Origin of the sequence: Parafrankia colletiae, from assembly GCF_001854655.1 — a bacterium.
Classification (GTDB): Bacteria; Actinomycetota; Actinomycetes; order Frankiales; family Frankiaceae; genus Parafrankia; species Parafrankia colletiae.
In genome coordinates, this window is sequence record NZ_MBLM01000125.1 from 66,503 (window position 1) to 87,377 (window position 20,875).

At 70.6% G+C, this 20,875-nt stretch carries 18 protein-coding genes; 10 read left to right on the forward strand and 8 right to left on the reverse strand.

The features are described from left to right. Nucleotides 1-8 precede the first annotated feature (8 nt). The 5 genes from CC117_RS18930 to CC117_RS18950 all read right to left on the reverse strand — a co-directional run bounded on the left by CC117_RS18930 (nt 9) and on the right by CC117_RS18950 (nt 6,101). Nucleotides 9-1,274: an amidohydrolase family protein gene (locus CC117_RS18930; RefSeq protein ID WP_071085989.1), complete on the reverse strand. Its 1,266-nt coding sequence runs from the start codon at nt 1,272-1,274 to the stop codon at nt 9-11. After that, nucleotides 1,274-2,452: an acyl-CoA dehydrogenase family protein gene (locus CC117_RS18935; RefSeq protein WP_071085991.1), complete on the reverse strand. Its 1,179-nt coding sequence runs from the start codon at nt 2,450-2,452 to the stop codon at nt 1,274-1,276. The genes CC117_RS18930 and CC117_RS18935 overlap by 1 nt, the downstream gene beginning before the upstream one ends. 163 nt (nt 2,453-2,615) lie before the next feature. Further along, nucleotides 2,616-3,794 carry an amidohydrolase family protein gene (locus CC117_RS18940; RefSeq protein ID WP_071085994.1) on the reverse strand — a complete coding sequence of 393 codons (1,179 nt, stop codon included), beginning with the start codon at nt 3,792-3,794 and terminating at the stop codon, nt 2,616-2,618. Nucleotides 3,795-3,942: 148 nt separating this feature from the next. After that, nucleotides 3,943-4,947, reverse strand: a complete 1,005-nt coding sequence (locus CC117_RS18945) for an acyl-CoA dehydrogenase family protein (RefSeq protein ID WP_071085995.1) — start codon at nt 4,945-4,947, stop codon at nt 3,943-3,945. After that, a complete protein-coding gene (locus CC117_RS18950; protein WP_071085998.1) occupies nt 4,944-6,101 on the reverse strand; it encodes an acyl-CoA dehydrogenase family protein in 1,158 nt (385 codons plus the stop codon). The genes CC117_RS18945 and CC117_RS18950 overlap by 4 nt, the downstream gene beginning before the upstream one ends. 68 nt (nt 6,102-6,169) lie before the next feature. Between CC117_RS18950 and CC117_RS18955 the strand changes: the two genes are divergently transcribed. The 7 genes from CC117_RS18955 (at nt 6,170) to CC117_RS18985 (ending at nt 14,422) form a co-directional block, all read left to right on the forward strand. Next, the gene (locus CC117_RS18955) at nt 6,170-6,958 is read left to right on the forward strand and encodes an enoyl-CoA hydratase/isomerase family protein (protein ID WP_116287835.1); all 789 of its coding nucleotides are present in this window, start codon (nt 6,170-6,172) and stop codon (nt 6,956-6,958) included. A gap of 2 nt (nt 6,959-6,960) precedes the next feature. Further along, a complete protein-coding gene (locus CC117_RS18960; protein ID WP_084132383.1) occupies nt 6,961-8,598 on the forward strand; it encodes a class I adenylate-forming enzyme family protein in 1,638 nt (545 codons plus the stop codon). A 424-nt stretch (nt 8,599-9,022) separates the two neighbouring features. Further along, nucleotides 9,023-9,709, forward strand: a complete 687-nt coding sequence (locus tag CC117_RS18965) for a TetR/AcrR family transcriptional regulator (RefSeq protein ID WP_071086002.1) — start codon at nt 9,023-9,025, stop codon at nt 9,707-9,709. A gap of 494 nt (nt 9,710-10,203) precedes the next feature. Beyond that, nucleotides 10,204-11,145 (forward strand): acyl-CoA dehydrogenase family protein, encoded by a 942-nt coding sequence (locus CC117_RS18970; protein WP_241830238.1) that lies wholly within the window; start codon nt 10,204-10,206, stop codon nt 11,143-11,145. Next, the gene (locus CC117_RS18975; RefSeq protein ID WP_071086007.1) at nt 11,135-12,301 is read left to right on the forward strand and encodes an acyl-CoA dehydrogenase family protein; all 1,167 of its coding nucleotides are present in this window, start codon (nt 11,135-11,137) and stop codon (nt 12,299-12,301) included. The genes CC117_RS18970 and CC117_RS18975 overlap by 11 nt, the downstream gene beginning before the upstream one ends. A gap of 117 nt (nt 12,302-12,418) precedes the next feature. Beyond that, nucleotides 12,419-13,120, forward strand: a complete 702-nt coding sequence (locus tag CC117_RS18980; RefSeq protein WP_071086008.1) for an enoyl-CoA hydratase/isomerase family protein — start codon at nt 12,419-12,421, stop codon at nt 13,118-13,120. A 387-nt stretch (nt 13,121-13,507) separates the two neighbouring features. After that, complete coding sequence (locus tag CC117_RS18985) at nt 13,508-14,422, forward strand: ABC transporter ATP-binding protein (protein ID WP_071086010.1); 915 nt, start codon at nt 13,508-13,510, stop codon at nt 14,420-14,422. Nucleotides 14,423-14,458: 36 nt separating this feature from the next. On the opposite strand, the gene CC117_RS18990 is transcribed toward CC117_RS18985, so the two are convergent. The 3 genes from CC117_RS18990 to CC117_RS19000 all read right to left on the reverse strand — a co-directional run bounded on the left by CC117_RS18990 (nt 14,459) and on the right by CC117_RS19000 (nt 17,797). Then, nucleotides 14,459-15,139, reverse strand: a complete 681-nt coding sequence (locus CC117_RS18990; protein ID WP_071086012.1) for a TetR/AcrR family transcriptional regulator C-terminal domain-containing protein — start codon at nt 15,137-15,139, stop codon at nt 14,459-14,461. A 305-nt stretch (nt 15,140-15,444) separates the two neighbouring features. After that, nucleotides 15,445-16,743 carry an ABC transporter substrate-binding protein gene (locus CC117_RS18995; protein ID WP_071086014.1) on the reverse strand — a complete coding sequence of 433 codons (1,299 nt, stop codon included), beginning with the start codon at nt 16,741-16,743 and terminating at the stop codon, nt 15,445-15,447. 472 nt (nt 16,744-17,215) lie between these two features. Continuing rightward, entirely contained in the window at nt 17,216-17,797 is a 582-nt protein-coding gene (locus tag CC117_RS19000; protein ID WP_071086017.1) for a TetR/AcrR family transcriptional regulator, read from the reverse strand. 145 nt (nt 17,798-17,942) lie between these two features. On the opposite strand from CC117_RS19000, the gene CC117_RS19005 reads away from it, so the two are divergent. From CC117_RS19005 to CC117_RS19015, 3 genes are all read left to right on the forward strand, one after another. Next, nucleotides 17,943-19,136 carry an acyl-CoA dehydrogenase family protein gene (locus tag CC117_RS19005; protein WP_071086019.1) on the forward strand — a complete coding sequence of 398 codons (1,194 nt, stop codon included), beginning with the start codon at nt 17,943-17,945 and terminating at the stop codon, nt 19,134-19,136. Further along, nucleotides 19,133-20,164, forward strand: coding sequence for a phosphotransferase family protein (locus CC117_RS19010; protein ID WP_071086021.1), 1,032 nt, complete (start codon nt 19,133-19,135; stop codon nt 20,162-20,164). Before CC117_RS19005 ends, CC117_RS19010 begins: the two co-directional genes overlap by 4 nt. Continuing rightward, nucleotides 20,161-20,875 (forward strand): SDR family NAD(P)-dependent oxidoreductase (locus CC117_RS19015; protein ID WP_071086024.1); only part of this gene is annotated, 715 nt, incomplete at its 3' end. The genes CC117_RS19010 and CC117_RS19015, both read left to right, overlap by 4 nt.

A 20,875-nucleotide genomic window follows, 5' to 3' on the forward strand; every position in this document is an offset into this window, starting at 1 on the left:
CGGAGGCTTCAGATCGCCGCGTCCGCCGCGTTTCCGGTGTAGAGCTCCGCCCATTCCTTGCGGGAGCGGACCGTGGTGTCGACGTCGGTGGCCTGCGCCCGCAGTGCGCCGACCGTGACCTGCTCCCGGGGCAGGCCACGGAACGGGTCCCAGTTGAAGAACCGGCAGGAGTTCTGCCAGGTGATCTTGTCGATGTCCTCGTCGGGCGCGCCGGCGTCCGTCATCTCCTTCATGACCTGCTCGGGTGCGTCCGGCCAGATCGAGTCGGAGTGCGGGTAGTCGCACTCCCAGGCGATGATGTCGACACCGATGTCGTTGCGCACCTTGAGCGCGACGGGGTCGGTGACATAGCAGGCGAGTGAATGGTCACGGAAGACCTCGCTGGGCAGCTTCCCGCCGAAGTCCCGCCGCAGCCACCGCTGGTTGGTGTAATGCCGATCGCAGCGGCCGAGGTAGAAGGGGATCCAGCCGATCCCGGCCTCCGACCACGCGATCTTCAGATCCGGGTGGTCCCGCATCGCGGGCCCCCACAGCAGGTCCTGGGCGGCGAGCGTGGAGACCTGGGTCGCCAGGATGATGAAGTTGTCGATAGGGGCGTTCTTGGGCTGCTTGAGCGCACCGAAGCCCTGCCCGATGTGCAGGCACATCACCGTGCCCGTCTCCGCCAGGGTCCGGAAGACCGGGCCCCAGTGGTCGAGGTCGTGGTAGCTGGGCAGGCCCTCGATGTGCGGCAGCTCCGGCATGGAGACCGCCGGGCACCCCTTCGCCGACACCCGCCGGATCTCCGCGACCATGAGCTGCGGATCCCAGGTGGGCAGCAGGGCCAGCGGGATGAACCGCCCGGGGTAGGCCGCCGCCCACTCGTCGATGTGCCAGTCGTTGTACGCCTGGACCATCACGTGGGCGACGTCGTTGCGGCCGCGGTTCAGATTGCCGGCGCTGAAACCGGGAAAGGTCGGGAAGCACATCGACCCGAAGATCCCGTTGCGGTTCATGTCCCGGACCCGCTCGTGGATGTCGTACGCGCCCGGGCGCATCTCGGCGTAGCCGGCCGGGTCCAGGCCCCACTCCTCCGGCGGCCAGGACACGACCGCGTTCAGCGACAGCGTGCCCGTCCGGTGGCCGTCGAACTCCCAGGACTGGAAGCCCTCCTCGGTGGTGACCACCCTCGGCGCCTGGTCCGCCCACCGTGCCGGCACGTGCCGCCTGAACATGTCCGGCGRCTCGACCACATGGTCGTCGATGCTGACCAGGACCATGTCCTCGATCTTCATCAGAGTTGTACCCCTCGGTCCCTGCCGCCGTCCGCCGCGCRCAGCAGCTGGCGGGCGATGACGAGCTGCTGAATCTGGCTGGTTCCCTCATAGATCYGGAACAGCCGTACGTCCCGGTAGAACCGCTCGACCGGAACCCCACGCATGTAGCCCGCGCCGCCGTGGATCTGGACGRCACGGTCGGCGACGCGGCCGACCGCCTCCGACGCGAAGTACTTCGCGCAGGACGGCCCGATCCTGGTGTCGCTGCCGTCGTCGAACGCGGCGGCCGTCTCCTTCACCAGGGCCCGGGCCGCGTACAGATCGGTGGCCGAGTCGGCCAGCAGTCCCTGGATGAGCTGGTGCTCGCCGATGACCTGACCGCCCTGCGACCGGGTGGCGGCGTAGGAGACCGACTCGTCGAGCAGCCGTTGCGCGAGACCGACGCACAGCGCGGCGATGTGGATGCGGCCGTGTGCGAGACAGCGCATCGCGGTGCGGTACCCACGGCCCTCGCCGGCAGCACCGCCAACCAGGGTCCGCGGGTCGACGCGGACGTCGTCGAAGTAGACGTCCGCCGTCAGCGAACCCGCCTGACCCATCTTCGCGTCCTTGGGGCCGACGCGTACGCCCGGCGTCCCGCGCTCCACCATGAACACGCTGATGCCGTCGCCGCCGGTGGCCGCCGGGTCGGTCCGGGCGAAGACCATGAAGACGTCGGCGGTCGGCGCGTTGGTGATGTACCGCTTGGAACCGTTGATGACCCACTCGTCGTCCTTGTGGACCGCCGAGGTGACCAGCCCGGCCGGGTCGGAACCCGCGCCCTCCTCCGTGAGCGCGAAGGATGCCGTCCACTCACCCGAGGCGATCCTGGGGAGATACGTCTCCTTCTGCTCCTCGCTGGCGCCCTCCAGGAGGACATGCCCGGCGATGCCGTTGTTGGTCCCGAACATCGACCGGAACGACGGCGTCGTGTAGCCGAGCTCGCCGACGAGGCGGACCTCCTCGCTCATCGACAGGCCCAGGCCGCCGTACTGCTCCGGAATGGCGAAACCGAACAGCCCCATCCGCGCGGCCTCGGCCCGCAGGCCCTCCGGGATGGCGTCGTTCTCCTCGATCTCCGCCTCGGCGGGGACCACCCGCTCCCGCACGAATGCACGGACAGCCGCGAGCACCTCGGCGAAGTCGCTCTCCCGCATGTTCGCGATCCTTCCTCGCCCGCCACCTGCCCGCCGCGTMCCCGCCGCGTMCCCGCCGCGTMCCCGCTGCGGGCCTGCCGGCGCCGCGMCCGGGACTTMCCCGGGCGCCCCGCCGAGACGATAGTCGATATCGAGATCAATGTCGAGATTGACGTCGGCCAGGTCAGACCGCGATCAGCCTGGCCAGGTTCCCGCCCATGATCAGGGCCTTCTCCTCCTCGGTGAGGTTCTTCAGCTCGCCGAAGTAGCTGGCCGGCTCGGCCAGGCCCTCGGGGTGCGGGAAGTCCGAGCCGAACAGCACCCGCTCGATCCCGAGCAGCTCCGCGAGGCCGGCCATGTCCTCCTCCCAGAACGGGCTGATGTGCACGTTGCGCCGCAGCACCGACACCGGCTCCTCCGCGAACTGCTGCGGGTACTTCTTGTAGACGTCCTTCAACGTCCTGATCAGCGGGCCGACCCACGACGCACCGTTCTCGACCACGGCGATCTTCAGGTCGGGGAACCGGGACAGCGCACCGTGGCAGATCAGCGCGGCCACCGAGTCCTCGATCGGCCGCCACTGGCCGATCATCCGGAACACGTCCGGCTGGAACGGCAGGTACTCGCGCTTGTTGCTCTCCCAGTCGTCGGTGTAGCGGCTGTAGCCGCTGTCCGAGGAGTGCAGCGTCACCAGCACGCCGTGCTCCACGACCTTCGCCCAGAACGGGTCGAACTCCGGCAGCCCGAACGACCGTGAACCACTGAACCCGGGCACCGGAGCGGGGCGGATCAGGATGGCGCGGGCGCCGCGCTCCACGACCCACTCCAGTTCCTCGATCGCCTTCTCGACGATCGGCAGGGTGATGACCGGCGTCGTGAAGATCCGGTTCTCGTAGTTGAACTGCCAGGTTTCGTGCAACCACTCGTTGAGAGCATGGATGACCACGTGGGCCAGCTCCGGGTCATCACGCATGCGCTCCTCGAGGAGGCTCGCCAGCGTCGGGAACATCAGCGTCCGCTCGACGCCCTGCTCGTCCATCAGCGCCAGGCGGGACGCCGGCTCCCGGAACGCCGGGATCGCCCGCATCGGCTTGCCGACGATCTCCCGGTAGGACCTGCCCTCCGGGTTGCCGCGACGGAAGTAGTCCTCCTGGGCACCGGGACGGGCGACCACGTCGAAGGTGGGGTTGGGGATGTACTCGCTGATGTGACCCCTGATCGCGATCTTGGTCCGACCGTCGACCTGGACATAGCGGACCGCCCCCCGATACTGCTCGGGCAGGAACCGGGTGAACGCGTCCTCGGTCTCGTACAGGTGGTTGTCCGCGTCGAAGATCGGATAGGGCGATGGGGCGGATGACATCAGATACTCCTCTGGTGATCGGGATGTGCGACAGCGTCAGGACGTGCACGGCTGCGGCAGCCGCGCGGGGAGACCGCCCCCGGCACGTGCGCGCAGCGGTGGCCGACGGGTCAGCGGCCTGGGCAGGAAGGGCGCACGGCCCCGGCGGTCACGGTTCGGGGTTCGGCAGCAACACCGCGGCGCGCACGGCCGGGTCGGTATGGGTCTCGCGGATCCTGGCGCCCAGCGCGTGCGTCAGCTCGGTGGACGTCCCCAGCAGGGAGTCGAGCGCGAGGACCCGGCTGTGAAAGTGGTGGTGGCTGTGTTCCCGGGTGAATCCGATGGCCCCCAGCACCTGCAGCGCCCGCTCGCAGATCCGGCGCCCGTTGCGGCCCGCCAGGGCCTTGACGACCTCGTCGTGCCCGGGCGGCGTCGCCGCGTCGAGGCGAACGGCGGTCGCCACCACGCTCTCCAGCGCGACGCAGTCGGTCTGCGCCCAGGCCAACAGGTGGCGGACCGCCTGGAACGAGCCGATGGGCCGGCCGAACTGCTCGCGGGCGGCGGCGTGCGCGACCGCGAGCGCCAGCGCGCCCTCGGCCGCTCCCAGCATCTCCAGGGCCAGAGCGAGGCGGCCGAGGAAGCGGCCACGCGCACGCGCGGGCTCGGCCTGCTTCTCCTCGACCGTGGGCGACCAGGTGGAAAGGTCCGCCCGCACCTCGTGCACGGCGAGCTGGCCCGCGATCGCGACGGGCTGGAGCTCGACCTCGCTTCTGCCGAGGACGGCTGCCCCGCGCCCCGGGCGGTCGATCAGCAGGGCCGCTTCGGTGACGTCTCCGACGACCACCAGTACCTCTCCCCTACGGGCTGACCGGCGGCCGATCGCCGCGACGAGTGATCCGGGGGAAAGCCCGGTCGCCGCGAGGAACGGCTGGGCCATCAGAGCTCCCAACGCGGCCGAGGTCGACAGCTCCCGGCCCTGGGCACGGAACAGCGCCAGCGCTGCGGCACGGGCGTCCCGATCGGCGAGCTCCGGAAGCAGGTCCCACCACCCCAGTGCATCGAGTGGGTCGGCGGCGCCAGCAGTATCGGCGGCGCTCGCAGCGGCCGGGGCACGCAGCGCGCGGCGTGCCGCGTCGAGGAACTCGTGGTCGGCCTGCTCGGTGACCGGTGTCACGGCAGCCGCAGGATCTGCTTGGCGATGGTGTCGAGCTGCATCTGCTGGGAGCCTCCGTAGACGGTGACGATGCGGGAGAACAGGTACTCCTGTCGGCACACCGCGACGTGGTCGTCCTGTAGCCCGACGGCGAGGTCCGGATCACTCGCGAGCACCCAGTCGTTGACCGACTGCTCACTGGCTGCCAGCAGCAGCTTCACGAACGCGGCCCGGGGGCCGAGCGTGGTGCCGGCCGCGTGGGCCCGCAGCGCTTCGTGGCTGGTGGCCCGGACCGCGGCCAGATCGAGCAGAGCGTCCCCGAGCAGGGTGTCGCCGACCGGCGAGCCATGGGCGATGGTGTCGAGTACCTGGCGGTGCAGGAAGCTGTGCCGGAACCACCCGAAGGTGGCTCGCTCGTGGGCGAGGATGTGCATGGCGACCCGCCAGCCGCCGTTGAGCTCACCCACGATCCGGTCGGGCCCGACGGCGACCTGGTCGAAGGTGACCTCGGCCAGCTCGTCGGTGCCGTTCGCCTGTTCGATCGGCCTGACCTCGACGCCCGGGGCACGCAGGTCGACGGCGAAGGCGGTCAGCCCGCGGTGGCGGGACTCCGCGGTCCCGGTCCGCGCGAGGACCAGGCACCAGGTGGCGTAGGAGGCCCAGCTCGTCCAGATCTTCCGGCCGGTGATGACATGGGCGCCGTCGACCGCGATGGCACGGGTGCGGGCGCTGGCGAGATCGGAACCCGCCTCGGGCTCGGAGAACCCCTGCGACCAGCGCTCCTCGCCGCGCAGGAAGCGCGGCAGCACCTGCGCGACGAAGTCGCGGTCGCCCATCGCGACGAGCGTCGGCGCCAGGATCTCCAGGTGCTCGAACAGCGCCATGGCGGGTAGGCCGTGACGCGCGAGCGCCTCCCACATCACGGCCCGGTGCAGGATGTCGCCACCGAGCCCGCCGACCTCCGCCGGCCACCCGTAGCGGGCCCATCCCTCGCCGGACAGGACGCCCATCAGTTCGGACGTCACCGCGACCCGCTTCTCGTACGAGGCGACGGGGCGGGCGGCGGCTTCGAGCGCCGGCGGGCGGGAGACCAGCCACGCCTCGAAGGCCTCCGCGTACCTCCACGCATCGTTACGAAACGGATCGTCTTGGCCGCTGGCAGTTATACGCAACATTGACGTCAATATAGGAACATGCGAACCTCGAAGCAATGTCGAAGTTCGCGGAACCTTCAGGGAGTGACGTGGTCGCGCGCGAGGACCCAGACAGCCCGGTGCTCATCGAGACCCACGGTGCCGTACGAGTTGTGACCTTGAACCGCCCAGGCGCTTTCAACGCGGTCGACGAGGGGCTCCACCGGGCGCTCGCCGACCTGTGGCCGGCGCTCGACGCGGACGCGGAGATCCGCGCCGTCGTCCTCACCGGGGCGGGCGACGCCTTCTCGGCCGGCGGCGATCTCGGCCTCCTCGACCGGATGGTCCGCGACGCCGCACTGAGGGCCGACGTGATGCGGGAGGCCGCGGACATCGTCCGCGGGATCACCTCTCTCCGTGTCCCCATCGTCACCGCCGTCAACGGCCCGGCGGTGGGGCTCGGGTGCAGCCTCGCCGCGATGAGCGACCTGGTCGTCGTCGAGGAGCAGGCGTACTTCGCCGACCCACACGTGCCGTTGGGGCTGGTCGCCGCGGACGGCGGCGCGCTGGTGTGGCCCCTGCTGATGAGTCTGCTGCGCGCCAAGGAGTTCATCCTGCTGGGTGAGCGCATCCCGGCCGAGGAGGCGCTGCGCCTGGGCCTGGCCAACCGGGTGGTCCCCCGCGGCACGGCCCGCACCACCGCACTCGAGCTCGCGACCCGCCTGGCGGCGCTGCCACCCCAGGCCGTCACCGAGAGCAAGGCCCTGCTCAACGCCGGCGTGCAGCAGGCGGTCAGGGCGCTGCTGGCGACGGGCCTCGACGGCGAGACCGCGTCCTTCGAGGAACCGGCGTTCCAGCGCAACCTGGCGAGAATGCTGAGCCGGACGGGATCGGCCTGACCGTGCCCGACAGGATCGACACCGGGCAGTCGCAGGCCGAGCGCACCGTGGTCGCCAGGCGGCCGCTCCTCCCGCGGGCGAGTCCGGAACGGGTGGCGCGCTACCGAGCCGACCGTCTGTGGGACAACCGGGGTCTGGCGGACGGCGTCGAGGCGGCAGCCGCGCGACGGCCGGACACGCTCGCCCTCGTGGACAACGACCGCCGGCTCACCTACGCGGAGCTGGCCGGCGCCGTGGCGACCGGGATGGCCACCCTGGCCGCGCGGGGCGTGCGGGCGGGCGACGGCGTCCTCCTCATCAGCGGCAACACCCGCCACGGAGTGATCGCCTACAACGCCCTGCTGCGCCTCGGTGTGACGGTGCTGGTGCTGGACCGACGCTGCGGGGCCGCGGACGTCCGGTTCGCCCTGGACGCGCTACCCGATCAGGCCCGGGTGATCGTCCCCGCCAGGGAGGGCAGCCGACTCGACGAGGCGCTGGGCGCCGCCGGGACCCTGCCGTTGGAACTGTTCGAGGCAGAGCCGGCGGCCCTCGCCCCGCCGACACAGGCGCCCTTGCCCTGGACCGAGCCGGACCGTGACCGTGCCGCGGTGATCCTCTTCAGCTCAGGAACCACCGGCCGCCCCAAGGGTGTCGTCCACTCCCTCAACACCCTGGCCGCGGGTGCCGCCAACATGGCGCGGGTCACCTCGGCCGACGAGAGCACGGTGGTCTTTCTCGTCAGCCCGCTCACCAGCATCACCGGCCTGATGCAGATCCAGCTCGCGGCCGATCAGCACGGCACGCTCGTACTGGAGGACTACTTCCAGCCCGACCAGACACTCCGCCGGATGAACACGGCGGGTGCGACCCTGTTGGGTGGCGCGCCGGTCATCGCCGAGCGGCTGCTGGCCGCCGCGGCCTCCGCCACGCCGGGTACCGGCCTGCACCTGCGGACGCTCGCACTCGGCGGGGCGATGCTGCCGCGCCCCCTGCTCGAGCTGGCCACGGACGCGTTCGGGATCGAGATCACCCGGGTGTACGGTTCCTCGGAGGCCCCGCTGTTCTCGGGGAGCCTGCCGTCCGACGACCGTGAGCGGCGGTTGTCCGACGACGGCGCGATCATGCCTGGTGGCGAGGTGCGTACCGGCTCCACCGCTCACCCTCGGGAAGGTCTCCTGCGCGGGCCCAGCGTGTTCCTGGGCTACCTCGACCCGGCGGATGACGAGGCTGCGTTCGAGGATGGCTGGTACCGCAGCGGAGATCAGATCGAGGCGCACCAGGGCAGGCTGACCGTCGTCGGGCGGATCAAGGAGATCGTCAACCGCAACGGCCTCAAGATCTCRCTGGGCGAGATCGACGCCGCTCTCGCGGGACTGCCGGGAGYGCTCGAACACGCCGCGTTCGGGCTGCCCGACCCGTCGACCGGCGAACGGCTGGCGGTGGCGGTGACCACAGCRGACCGCAGCACCATCACGCTCGACGACGTCGTGGCGCATCTCCTTGCGCAGGGGATGGCCAGGCGCAAACTGCCGGAGCAGCTCGTGCACTGGGACGACCCTCTCCCCCGCACCGCCTCCGGGAAGGTCATCCGATCCCGGCTCGTCATGGAATCACCAACGAAGGACAGCGATCTGGCGCCGCGGCTGCGGGATCGCTGACCAGCACAGCCGCCGGTTGGGTCGCCAGCCCCGCGGCCCAACCGGTGCACATCACGTCTGGCTCGTGAACCGGCCTCCGGAGTCGGGCCCGAGCCCAGGTGGCGTCTGCCCGACGCGGGCCTCACCCGTGGCAGGCATCACAGCCGCGACATCGTCACACCGGGAACCTCGATGTCAAGGTCGACGTCGAGCTAAATGTTGGTGCACCATGGCACGGACATCGTGAGAGGTGGAGCGAGCGTGGCCCGGGAGCGCAGGCGTGTCGGACTTGCCGTCCGACCTGCACAGCTGGAGCAGGAGCGGCGGGACCTGGGCCTGGCTGCGTCGCCACGAGGTGGCGGCAGCGCCCACCAGACCCGTCACCGCTCGCCGGGTTCCGGCGCGAGCCAGCAGAGCCGGTTGACACGCGCCGAGAGGACCCACCGTGCCTGAACGTACCCAACAGGGGACCGCGCTTCCCAACGCCCCCCGCGCGCGCCGCGACGAGGTCGAAATTGGTAAGCGTCGCGGTACCGGGCGCACCCGCCGGGGTCGGCAGAGCCGGAGCCAGCTCGTCGATGCGRCCCGCATCGTGTTCGAGCGTGACGGCTTCCTCCACGCCAGGGTGGCCGACATCTGCGATCTGGCGGGGTTCTCCCACGGGTCGTTCTACACGTACTTCGTCTCCAAGGAAGAGATCTTCCGGGAGGTCGTCGACTCGGTCGAGCTTGATCTTCTCACTCCCGAGCCGACCGGCTCCGTCACCGATCCGGTCGAACGCATCCGCACGGCCAACCGGCACTATCTCGAGACGTATGCCGCGAACGCCAAGATAATGCAGGTCATTCAGCAGGTCGCCACCTTCGACAACGACGTTCTCAAGATTCGCCTGCAACGCCACGAGGTCTTCGCCCACGCCATCGAGCGGCGCGTGCGGATCCTCCAGGACGCCGATCTCGCCGACCGCAACGTCGATCCCGCGTACGCCGCGCAGGCGCTCGGCGGCATGGTCGCCTACTTCGCCGACCTTCTGTTCAACACCGAGAACAGCTCGAACTTCGATCTCGACACCGCGGTGCAGCAGCTCACCATCCTCTGGACGAACGCACTGGGAATTCACCCGGAGCTCTGATCGTCGACCAGCAGGAGCATCCGGTAAGCGGATGCTCCTGCTGAAGGCCGGGGGCGGCACACCGACCTGTGCGCGGCGACCCGCCCCCAGCGAACAACCGCATCACGCGCATGACGGCGAGCGGCCGGAAAACTACTCTCGCCGCCTGGTCGTCGACACCGCCGAACACGGGCGCGGCGACCAATCCTGGCGGCGGCGCCTCGCCCACCGCCCGGCCCTGCGCGCATCGGAATCCGGCGGTAGGTGCCCACCAGGGGCGCGGCCCGCTCCGAACCCCCGCCAGGCCGCACCTTCGGGCCCGTTTCCAGGGGCCCGCAACCACTGCTTGACGGGGGTTCGCGGTCGCCCCAGAATGTCGAAGTCGACGTCGATACCGAGGCTGTGGGCCGTGTGAACCGGGAGCTGATGCTGTTCTGATCACCACCGACGCCTCCGAGGAGATCCGTCAGCTTCGTGACGCGCTACGCGGGACGCTCGGAACGGCGCACCAGGAGCTGCCATCGGCGCCCGCCGCTGACTGGCGGGAAGGATGGAGAGCTCTTGCGGAGCTCGGCGTGACCGGGTTCTGCGTGCCCGAGGAGAAGGGGGGCATTGGCCTGCGGGCCGACGCGGCGGTGGCCGTGGCGACGGAACTCGGCGCCGCGCTTCACGGCAGCCCGTACGCCGGGCTGGCGGCGAGCGCCCGTGTCCTGGCACTGGCCGACGATCCGGTCGCCGACCAGGTCCTGTCCGGCGTTCTGTCCGGTGAGCGTGTCTGCGGTTTCGGGCGCCTGAGCGGTGACGGCCGGGTGGCGCGGCTGGTCGACGGGGTGGCCCACTCGGACGCGCTGGTGCTTCTTGAGCAGGATGGTGACGGCGCGACTCTGCTCCTGGACCCGCTCGACTGGAGCGCCGACGCCCGCCATCACGGCTTCGACGTCTCCAGGACCTGTGCCGATGTCACCGTGGTGCCGGGCCAGGGCCGCCGCCTCGTGGTGCCGGCCGTCGCCGTCGCCGTCGACCTGTACGAGCTGCTCCTCGCCGCCGACACGGTCGGCAGCGCGCATCGCATGCTGGAGCGCACGGTCACCTACGCCGGCCAACGCCGCAGCTTCGGCCGGCCGATCGGCGGGTTCCAGGCGGTCCAGCATCGGCTGGTCGATCACAGCGTGCGGGTGCGGGGTATGACCCTCGTGGTCACCGAGGCGGCGCGGCTCCTCTCCGCAGGGTCGTCCCGGGCACGGCGATGGGTCGCCGTGGCCGGGTCGAGCACAGGCGCCGGCGCCCCGCACATCCTGCACGATCTCCTGCAGCTCAGCGGGGCTATCGGTTTCACCTGGGAGTACGGACTGCACTTCCACCAGCGCCGGGTTCACCAGAACGCGCGGCTGGCAGCCAATCCGCGAGGTGCCCTGCGTGCGCTCGCCGACCTCGAGGGATGGACCGATGCCCGCTGACATCGAGGCCTACCGCGGACAGATCCGGTCCTTCATCGCCGACCGGGGCCTGCGCCTGCGCCACGAGGGTGTACGCGTCCCGCGGGATCCCGACGAGGAGCGGACGATCCGGGCCTGGCTGCGATCGCTGTACGAGGCCGGCTACCTCGGCGCCGGCTGGCCGACCGAGTGGGGCGGACGCCCAGGTCACCTCCCGGTACACGACCTGGTCCTGATGGRGGAGCTCATCCTCGGTGATGCCTACCGCCCGCTCGACCAGGTGATGCTGGCCAGTCACGCGATCATCGCGTTCGGGACCGAGGAGCAGAAGCACGAGCTGCTGCCCCGCATCCGCTCCGCCGAGCACATCTGGTGCCAGCTGTTCAGTGAGCCGGACGCCGGCAGTGATCTCGCCTCACTGCGCACCCGCGCCGAGCCCGACGGCGGCGGCTTCGTCGTGACCGGCCAGAAGATCTGGAGCACCGACGCCCAGTGGGCCGACATGGGCATCCTCGTCGCCCGCACGGATCCGGCCGCCGAGCGGCATGCCGGGATCACCGCGTTCGTCGTCCCGATGAGCCTCCCGGGCATCGAGGTCCGGCCCATTCGTGAGATGACCGGCTCCGCCGAGTTCTGCGAGGTGTTCCTCGACGGTGTCCGCCTCGGCCGCGAGCATGTGCTCGGTGAGATCAACGGCGGCTGGAAGGTCGTGACCTCGGGACTGGCCTCCGAGCGGGCGTTCGTCGGCGCCAACGCGGTCCAGCTCGAGCGCATGTTCTCCGACCTGGTCTCCCTCGCGGCCGCGGCTCGCCTGCCCGACGGCACAACAGCCCTCGAGCACGAAGACGTCCAGGCTCAGCTGGCGACGGCCCTGGCGCGGGTGGAGGAGGTCAAGCTCATCGTGCGCGACACCGTCGACCGGATTCTGGTCGACAGCGAGCATCCGAGCGACGGTCCCGTCGCGAAACTCGCCTACACGGAGACGAACGTCGCTCTCACCGAACTCGCGATGCAGCTGCTCGGCTCGTCGACGTCCGTCGACGACAGCGGCCTCGAGGTCGCCGACCGCTGGTACCACAACTATCTCTGGGGCCGTGCCCTGACCATCTCCGGCGGCGCCTCGGAAATCATCCGCGGCATCGTCGGCCGGCAGCTCCTCGGCCTTCCCCGGGCCTAGTGCCGCGACCGACAGGGTCCGCGGAGCAGTGCGACAGCAGTCGACTTGCGGGATCACAGCAACGATCTAGCATCATTGGCAGTGGCGTGTGGCCGATTCGCCGATCAGGGGGAATGGATGACAGGAATCAGGACATCCACCCCAGAACTCCGCCGAACCGACGAACTGCTGATACTCGACCTCGGGGACGACGGGAACCTTTTCGACGCCGAAAGACTTGCTGCAATCAACGCCCTGCTGGACGAGGTGGAGCAGTCTCCCCCGCCGTGCGCCCTCGTCACCACCAGCAGCGGTAGGCACTGGTGCGACGGCGTCAACCTCTCCTGGATGTTCGACCTCGACGAGCAGTGTCTCCACTCCTTCGTTCGTGGAATGCTTCGGCTGTACGCCAGGTTCCTGGCCCTCCCCGTCGTCTCGGTCGCCGCAATCCAGGGACACGCATTCGCCAACGGAGTGATGCTGGCCCTGTYCCACGACTACCGCGTCATGGAGTCCGGGCGGGGATACCTCTGCCTCCCCAACGCGGATGCCGGCTACCCAGTGACACTCGGCGAGCTGACCCTGCTGCGGGCAAAGCTTCCACCCTCACTGGTACTCCAGATGATCACAACAGGAAAGCGGTACGACGCGAAGGTCGCGGCAGCATCCGGACTGGTCGACGTGGCGACTTCCGACGAACCGGCCTTCGCCAACGCCCTCTCGTTCGCGCGTCCACTCGCTCACAAGGATCGCACGGTGATCGAAGGTACCAAGAGACTGTTGTTCGACGAGGCGATCAGTGTGCTGTGCGGACCAAGAGCAGCCGTTCATCTGAGATAGGCACCGGAAGCTGGGCGGCGCCGGCCGTCCGCCGACGGCCGCACGATCTCCCAGCGGGGCTGTGGGCGCTCGACCACCCGCGGCCGCCCGATCGACGGACCTGACCGCGTTGAGYAGCAGCGCGTCCGGCGTACGGCCGATGGTCCACCTGCGCGCACCACGTTCCGTCAAGCAACTCATGACACAGGGTGACGAGTGCGCGGTGCATCCGCGCCAGTCAGCCTCCCGGCCCGGCCTCTCGGGTACCGGCAGACCCCTTGACCTACGGCTGCTCGTATCTTAATTTCTCCCGGCAGGGAAAAACTAGAGACCGCCGTCTGCCCGCCGGTGCCGCAGGCGAGAGAAACCTGRCACGCCGTAGAATCCACGCTTCCGAAAGGCCGAGATGTGAGCACGCTGCTCGATGTCGAGGACCTCGTGGTCGACTATCCGGTCAGAGGTTTTCACAGGTACCCGGTCCGAGCACTACGGGGCGTCTCGATCGACGTCCGTCCCGGCGAGTGTTTAGGCATCGTGGGCGAGTCCGGATCCGGCAAGACCACGCTGCGCCGCGCGGTGCTGGGGCTCGCACCGGTGGCCTCAGGCTCCATCCGGCTCAAGGGGCAGGACATCGTCCGGCTGTCCCGGGGCGGGCGGCGCCGCCTTGCGGACAAGATCCAGGTTGTTCTTCGCGACTCCGACAGGTCGCTGGATCCGACGCTGACGGTCGAGACGGCGCTCGCTGAGCCGCTGCGCGCTCAGCGGGTCCCGGCCGCCGCGGCTGCCAGACGGGTGCGCGAGCTGTTGGACCAGATCGGTCTCCCGGCCGGTGCGGGCCGGAGGCTGCCGCGCGAGTTCACAGGTGGCCAGCGCCAGCGCCTCGCCGTCGCCCGCGCCATGGCCCTCTCACCGGAGCTGATCATCTGTGACGAACCGGTCGCGGCTCTCGACCCGTCCTCCCAGGCGGCGGTTCTCGACCTGCTCGTGGAGCTCCAGAACACCACCGGCGTCGCCTACGTGTTCATCTCCCACGACCTCGCGTTGGTACGGCAGGCGTCGCATCGCGTCGCCGTGATGGAGCACGGAGAGGTCGTGGAGCAGATCGGGGGCGACAGGGTTCCCGGCCCGCGACACGGGTGCCCATCACGGCAGTTCTCGACCGCGTCCGTTCCGGAGCCGACGCTGCGGGGATGCCGTCCCGGACCTCGGGGGCAGGACCGGTGCTGCCCCCGGGCCCGCTGGCGCGGGCCCGACCGGCCCATGACACCGCGGCCAGGCTCGCGGCGAGGAGGTCGCCCGGCCTGTCGCCCCCGCTGGAGCTGACACCCGTGCCGGGGCCCGGCTTCCGGGGCCCCGTGCTCAGTTCGCCGGACGGCGGGCCGCGGAGTTCGCCGCACCGGTGCTTCTGGCCCGCAGGCGTTCCAGGCCGGCCACGATGAACTCGAGCTCGAGCTCGAAGGTCGACTCCTGGGCGTCCCCCGGAGACGGTGTGTCGCTCGGGGGCCTGGTGCCGTCCAGGGACCACTGCCGGGCGGAGACCCGCCGCAGGTGCGGAAGCCGGTCGTCGGGAAGCTCGGCGAGAATGCGCTGTACCTCGGTGACCGTCGGGTGCCGGGCGAAGCGCGCGGCGAAGAGGATGTCCTTGGCGTTGCTGAACACCACCCGGGTGATGAGGGTGAGGGCGTGGCTGGCCCGGTCCTCGTCGAAGCCTGCGTCGAGCAGCCTGGCGAGCAGCGCGTCGGCCGGGACCAGGACGCCCGCTCCGGGAAGCCTGTCGATCAGGAGCGACAGCGAGGCCTCGCGCAGCAGCACCCGACGCACACCGCGCGCGTAGACGCGGACGGCCTCCTGCCAGCTGCCCTCGGGGATGCGCAGGTGCTCCAGCTCCGCCGCCAGGGCCTGCGCGGTGACGAGCTCGAGGAGCTCCTCCCGGCCGGACACGTAGTAGCTGACCGCCTTGCGGTCCGCTCCGAGGCGGTCGGCGACCGCCTGGAGCGTCAGAGTGTCGGGATCGAGGGCGATCGCGGCGTCGATGACCATCTGCCGGCTCAGGCGTGCTGGCCGACCAGGGCGGCGGCGGGGCGGCTCGTGTTCGGGCGTCCGGCCGACGCCCCGCGTCGCGGGGTGGGTGCTGTCCACTACCACCTTCTACAGGTTCCGGGGCGCCTGAGCCGGCGCAGTGCGCACTTCCCGCGGGGGGACGGGCACCGGCAGGTCGCCGGCTGCCGGTGGGCCCGGCTGCCCGGCTGCACAGCTGCGCGGCCCAGCCGGGCCCAGCCGTGCAGCCGGGCCCAGCCGTGCAGGCGCGCCATCGGGCGCGGGCGCCCGTGTGCTCCGCGGCTCGGTCAGTCCAGGATCGGCGAGCTCGCGACCACCTTGAAGGCGGTGGACTGGCCCTCGTTGTCGAGGACCGTCGTCAGCCCGCCTCGCACGCAGACCGCGGGCGTCTCGGGGAAGGCCTTGCCGTTGCAGCGGAATCGCAGGCCCCCCGCGCCCGGCAGCTCCTTCTCCGGCATCGAACTGATGGCGGCGGCGGCCGTCGCCGGGGTCACGTCGCCCGTGATCCCCTCGAGCGCCACCGCGAGGCCCGCGAAGGTCACGAACATGCCCCGACCGGTGGACGAGCTGGCGTCGATGTCCTTGCCGTAGGTCTCGAGCACGGCGTTGTAGAGGACGGTGGACGGGTCGTCCCCGCCGGTCGGCATCGAGGCGGCGACGGTCATGCCGTCCAGCACGTCGCCCGGCACCGCATCACGGGTCGCGTCGGTGATGCACTGCGAGATCGCGCTGATGGGGCCGTCGAAGCCGACGGCCTTCAGGCCGTTGAACGCGCTGATGCAGAAGGAGTCGTTGCCGACGACGAACGCCATGCTCGGGTCGTCGCCCACGACGCCCTGCAGCAGCGGCGTCATGTCGGCTGTGCCGGGCGGGACCCGGACGAGCTGGTAGTCGAGCCCGGCCTCCTCCATCAGCCTCGGCGCGACCTCCTCCACGTTGTGGAGCAGGGCGGGCACGTCGATCACCACCGACGTCACCTTGCTGAGCTTCTCCGCCTTCGCGATGGCGATCGGCAGCTGCTGGATCCCGAAGTTCGGATCGCTCACCGTGAAGGTCGTCGGGTCGGAGAGGACGGCCGGGTTGGTCGCGCCGTACAGCATCACCGGCACATCGGCGGCGGCCAGGGGCTCCCAGACGCTGTCCCCGACACCGGACTCGCCGACCGCGACCGCGACGACGTCGTTCTCGATCATCTGGTTGCCGCAGTCGGTGGCCTTCGCCGGGTCTGCCTGCGTCTCACACGTCACCAGCTCGACGGGCCGCCCGCCGATTCCCCCGCGATGCTCGTTCAGGTACTTCGCGGTCGCCTCCGCCACATCGAACTGGACCGAGTTGTCGATCGCAGCGGACCTGCCGTCGGAGACGATACCGATCTTGACCGGCTCTCCCGCCGCCGCCCTGACCGGGCCGAGCGCGCTGGCGGCCGCGGCCGAGTCCACCGGGCCGGGCTCACTCCCGTCGTCGTCCGAACCGCACGCCGCGGCGGATACGAGCAGCGTCAGGGACCCCACTAAGAGCATGCTCGCCGAACGTCGACGGTGTCGCCTCGCCGCAGAACGGCCGTCCAGGACTACCGTGTCGTCCATATCTCTCCCTATCTCACCGTTCGTCTGCCCGCAGAACTCTTCGCCACGGCGGGCCACTCGGGCCGATGACGGCCACCACGCCGGCCGGCCGGCCGTCGCCCCTCCCGAGAAGCGCACCGTTCCGCCGTGTCGGAGCCTCGGCTGGTGCCACCGCCGTACGGACTACAGCGCTGCCCGCCGACGTCAGACGTCGCTGACCGACCAGCACGACCGCACCACTGCGACCTCCCTACGACGCGCCGCCCCGCGCCAGAGGCACTCTGTACCGGAGGCACCGTGTACCAGAGAGACTCCGCGCCAGAGGAACTCTGCCACGCTTCCAAACTCGATGTCGAGTTTGAGTATACTGTGACGCACTGACGGGACATCATCACCCATGCGACCGCATGGGTGCTTTCAGGCCTTCAGGCTCGACGATCTCGGCGCGGAGGTTCCGCGGTTCCGCGCGGCAGCGGCACGCCGGCGGAGCCGGTCAGTGTGCGTTCACGATGCGGAGGGCGAACTGGCTGTACTGCCAGACCACGGCGTCCTCGGTCAGCTCGCCGTCGGCGCGGAACCACACGGCGACGCCCATTCCCAGGTCGAGGATGGCGTACGAGGCCAGCCTCGAGGACGCCACCTCGAACACTCCCGCGCGGATGCCGGCCTCGATCAGGTCACGGAAACACCGCTCGTACTCCGCACGCAGTTCCAGCACACGTCCGCGGTGCGGCTGGACGAGGCTACGGATCTCACGGTTCCCGACGAACGCCTCCTGGCGGTGCCGCGCGTGGTACCGCACGTGCGCCTCGGTCGCCCGGCGCAGCCGTTCCACCGGTTCCTCGGTGGTGGCGACGGCCGCCCGGTGGGAAGCCAGGAGCGCCTCCATCGTGCCGGTCATGATCTGCGCGAGCACGTCCTGTTTGGACGTCACGTGCTTGTACAGACTGGGGCCGCGCATGCCGACGGCGGTGCCGATGTCAGCCATCGTGGTGGCCTCGTAGCCGAGGCGCGTGAACAGTTCGAGGGCCGCGGCACGGATCTGCGCGGACCGTGCCGAGCCGGTCAGGACCACCTGTCTCCCCGGTCGCTAACGGACGATAGCGACGCCGCGTGTGCGCCGACGCGGCATTCTAGCCGAACCCCTTGCAGGCAACACAAAGGCATGACTAGCATCCGGCTAATGGTCGTTAGCCCAGGCGGTCGCCGCAGGAGATCCGATGACTGTTGACCTCTCCCCCGAGCCCGCCGTCGCCGATCTTGCCCGACGCACGGCGCAGTTCGTTCGTGAGGTGGTGCTCCCACTCGAGAAGCGGCAGCGCAGCGCCGCCCCCTCCGAGGCGGTACGCCGCGAACTGCAGGACGCCGCCCGGGCCGCGGGCCTGTTCGCCCCGCACGTCGGTCCCGAGTACGGGGGCCACGGGCTGGACATGCGCGGCCGCGCGGCCGTCTTCGAGGAGGCCGGGTACTCCCTGCTCGGCCCGCTCGCGCTGAACGTCGCCGCGCCCGACGAGGGCAACATGCACCTGCTGGAGGCCGTCGCGACCGACCAGCAGAAGGAGCGCTACCTTCGCCCGCTCGCCGCCGGCGACCTCAGGTCCTGTTTCGCGATGACGGAGCCCGCGCCCGGCGCCGGGTCGGACCCCCGGGCGCTGGCCACCCGCGCGGAGCGGACCAGCGGCGGCTGGCGCATCGACGGGCGCAAGTGGTTCATCACGGGCGCCGACGGAGCGGGCTTCACGATCTGCATGGCCCGCACCTCCGGCAGCGCCGGGGATGCGGGTGGCGCGACGATGTTCCTGGTCGACGCGGGCAACCCCGGCATGAAGGTGGCCCGCCACATCGAGACGCTCGACGAGAGCATGTTCGGTGGCCATGCCGAGCTGGTCTTCGACACCTGCGAGGTACCCGACGACGCCGTTCTCGGCGAGGTCGACGAGGGCTTCCGGTACGCGCAGGTCCGCCTCGGCCCGGCCCGGATGACGCACTGCATGCGCTGGCTGGGCATCGCCCGCCATGCGCAGGACATCGCGACGAGGCGCGCCGGCGAGCGCGAGCTGTTCGGCTCGCGGCTGGGCGAGCTGGGCATGGTGCAGCAGATGATCGCCGACAGTGAGATCGACATCGCCGCCGCGCGGGGCCTCATCCTGCGGGCCTGCTGGGAGCTCGACCAGGGCGACCCGGCCGCCCAGTCCACCGCGATCGGCAAGACGTTCTGTGCCGAGGCGGTGTGGCGGGTGGTGGACCGGTCGCTGCAGATCTGTGGTGCCCTGGGTGTGTCCGGGGATGTCCCGCTGGGCCGGTTCCTGCGCGAGGTGCGGCCGTTCCGGATCTACGACGGCCCGTCCGAGACGCACCGCTGGGCGATCGCCCGGCGGGCACTCCGGCGGCAGGCATCGGAGCTGGCCCGATGAGCACGGCCGTCGAGGGGCTGGACCTGCCCGCCCTGGAACGGTTCCTCGCCGAGCGGGTGCCGGGCCTTCGGGGCGGGCTGACCGCGACGCTGCTGCCGGGCGGCCGCTCGAACCTGACCTACCTGCTCACCGAYGGGCAGACCCGCTGGGTGCTGYGACGTCCACCGCTGGGCGGGCTCACCCCGTCGGCGCATGACGTTCTGCGCGAATACCACGTGGTGGCCGCGCTGTTCGGCAGCGGTGTGCCGGTCCCCCGCCCGGTCGTCGCCAGCGAGAACGGTCCGCTGGATGTGGCCTTCTCCGTGGTCGAACACGTTCCGGGGACGGTCATCCGTACCGAGGAGGAGCTCCACGCCCTCCCCCAGGCCGACATCGACCGGTGCGCCCACGCACTGATCGACGTGCTGGCCCGGCTGCACGCCGTCGACCCCGAGGCCGTCGGGCTGAGCACCTTCGGCCGCCCGCAGGGCTATCTGAGCCGCCAGATCCGGCGGTGGAACGACCAGTGGCAGCGTGTGCACACCCGCGACCTGCCCGACATCGACGCCCTGCACGCCAGGCTCGCCGAGGCCCACCCGGTCGAGAGCGGCGCGTCGATCGTGCACGGCGACTTCCGCATCGACAACGTCATTCTGAACCCGGACGACCCGGCCGCGGTGCGGGCGGTCATCGACTGGGAGATGGCCACCCTGGGCGACCCGCTCGCCGACCTGGGCCTGCACATCGCGTACTCGGATCCGGCCTTCGCACCCGTGCTGGCCGGCTCGGCGGCGTCCACCAGCCAGCGCCTGCCGGATGCGGCCGCCCTCATCGAACGCTACGCCGCGGTCACCGCCCGAGATCTGAGCGCCTTCCCGTTCTACCTCGCGCTCGGCTACTTCAAGGTGGCGGTGATCGCGGAGGGCATCCACGCCCGGTACCGACAGGGCGCAACCCGCGGCGCCGGTTTCGAGTCCGTCGGCGAAGCCACCGCCCCGCTCGCCGCCGCCGGGCTGCGGGCCCTGCGCGCGGACCTGGAGAAGCGGTGAGCAACAGCAACGTGCTGGACCTGTTCCGGCTGGATGGCAAGGTCGCCGTCGTCACGGGGGCCAGCTCCGGTCTCGGCGCCGGATTCGCCCGAGCCCTCGGCCAGGCCGGCGCGGATGTCGTCCTCGCCGCCCGCCGCGCCGACCGCCTCCAGGAGGTCGCGAGCAGTGTGCGGGAGACGGGCCGGCGGGCCCTCCCCGTCGCCACCGACATCAGCACACCGGACGAGTGCACCGCCCTGGTGGAGAAGGCGGTCGCCGAGTTCGGCCGGATCGACATCCTGGTCAACAACGCCGGCGTCGGCAGCGCGGTACCGGCCCTCCGGGAGCAGCCGGAGGAGTTCCGCCGAGTGATCGACATCAATCTCAACGGCGCCTACTGGGCGGCCCAGGCCTGCGCCCGGGTCATGGCACCCGGGTCGAGCATCGTCAACATCGCCAGCGTTCTCGGGCTTATCAAGTCCTACGCCCCGCAGGCGGCCTATGCCGCGAGCAAGGCCGGTCTGATCGGCCTTACCCGTGACCTGGCTCAGCAGTGGTCCGGCCGCCGGGGTATCCGGGTTAACGCCGTCGCCCCCGGCTACTTCGCCAGCGAGATGACCGCGGAGATCCCAAGGGACGCGCTGATGACCTTCATCGCCAGCACCAGCCCGCTGGGGCGTCTCGGCGAACAGCACGAGCTGGATGCCGCCGTGGTGTTCCTCGCCGGGCCGG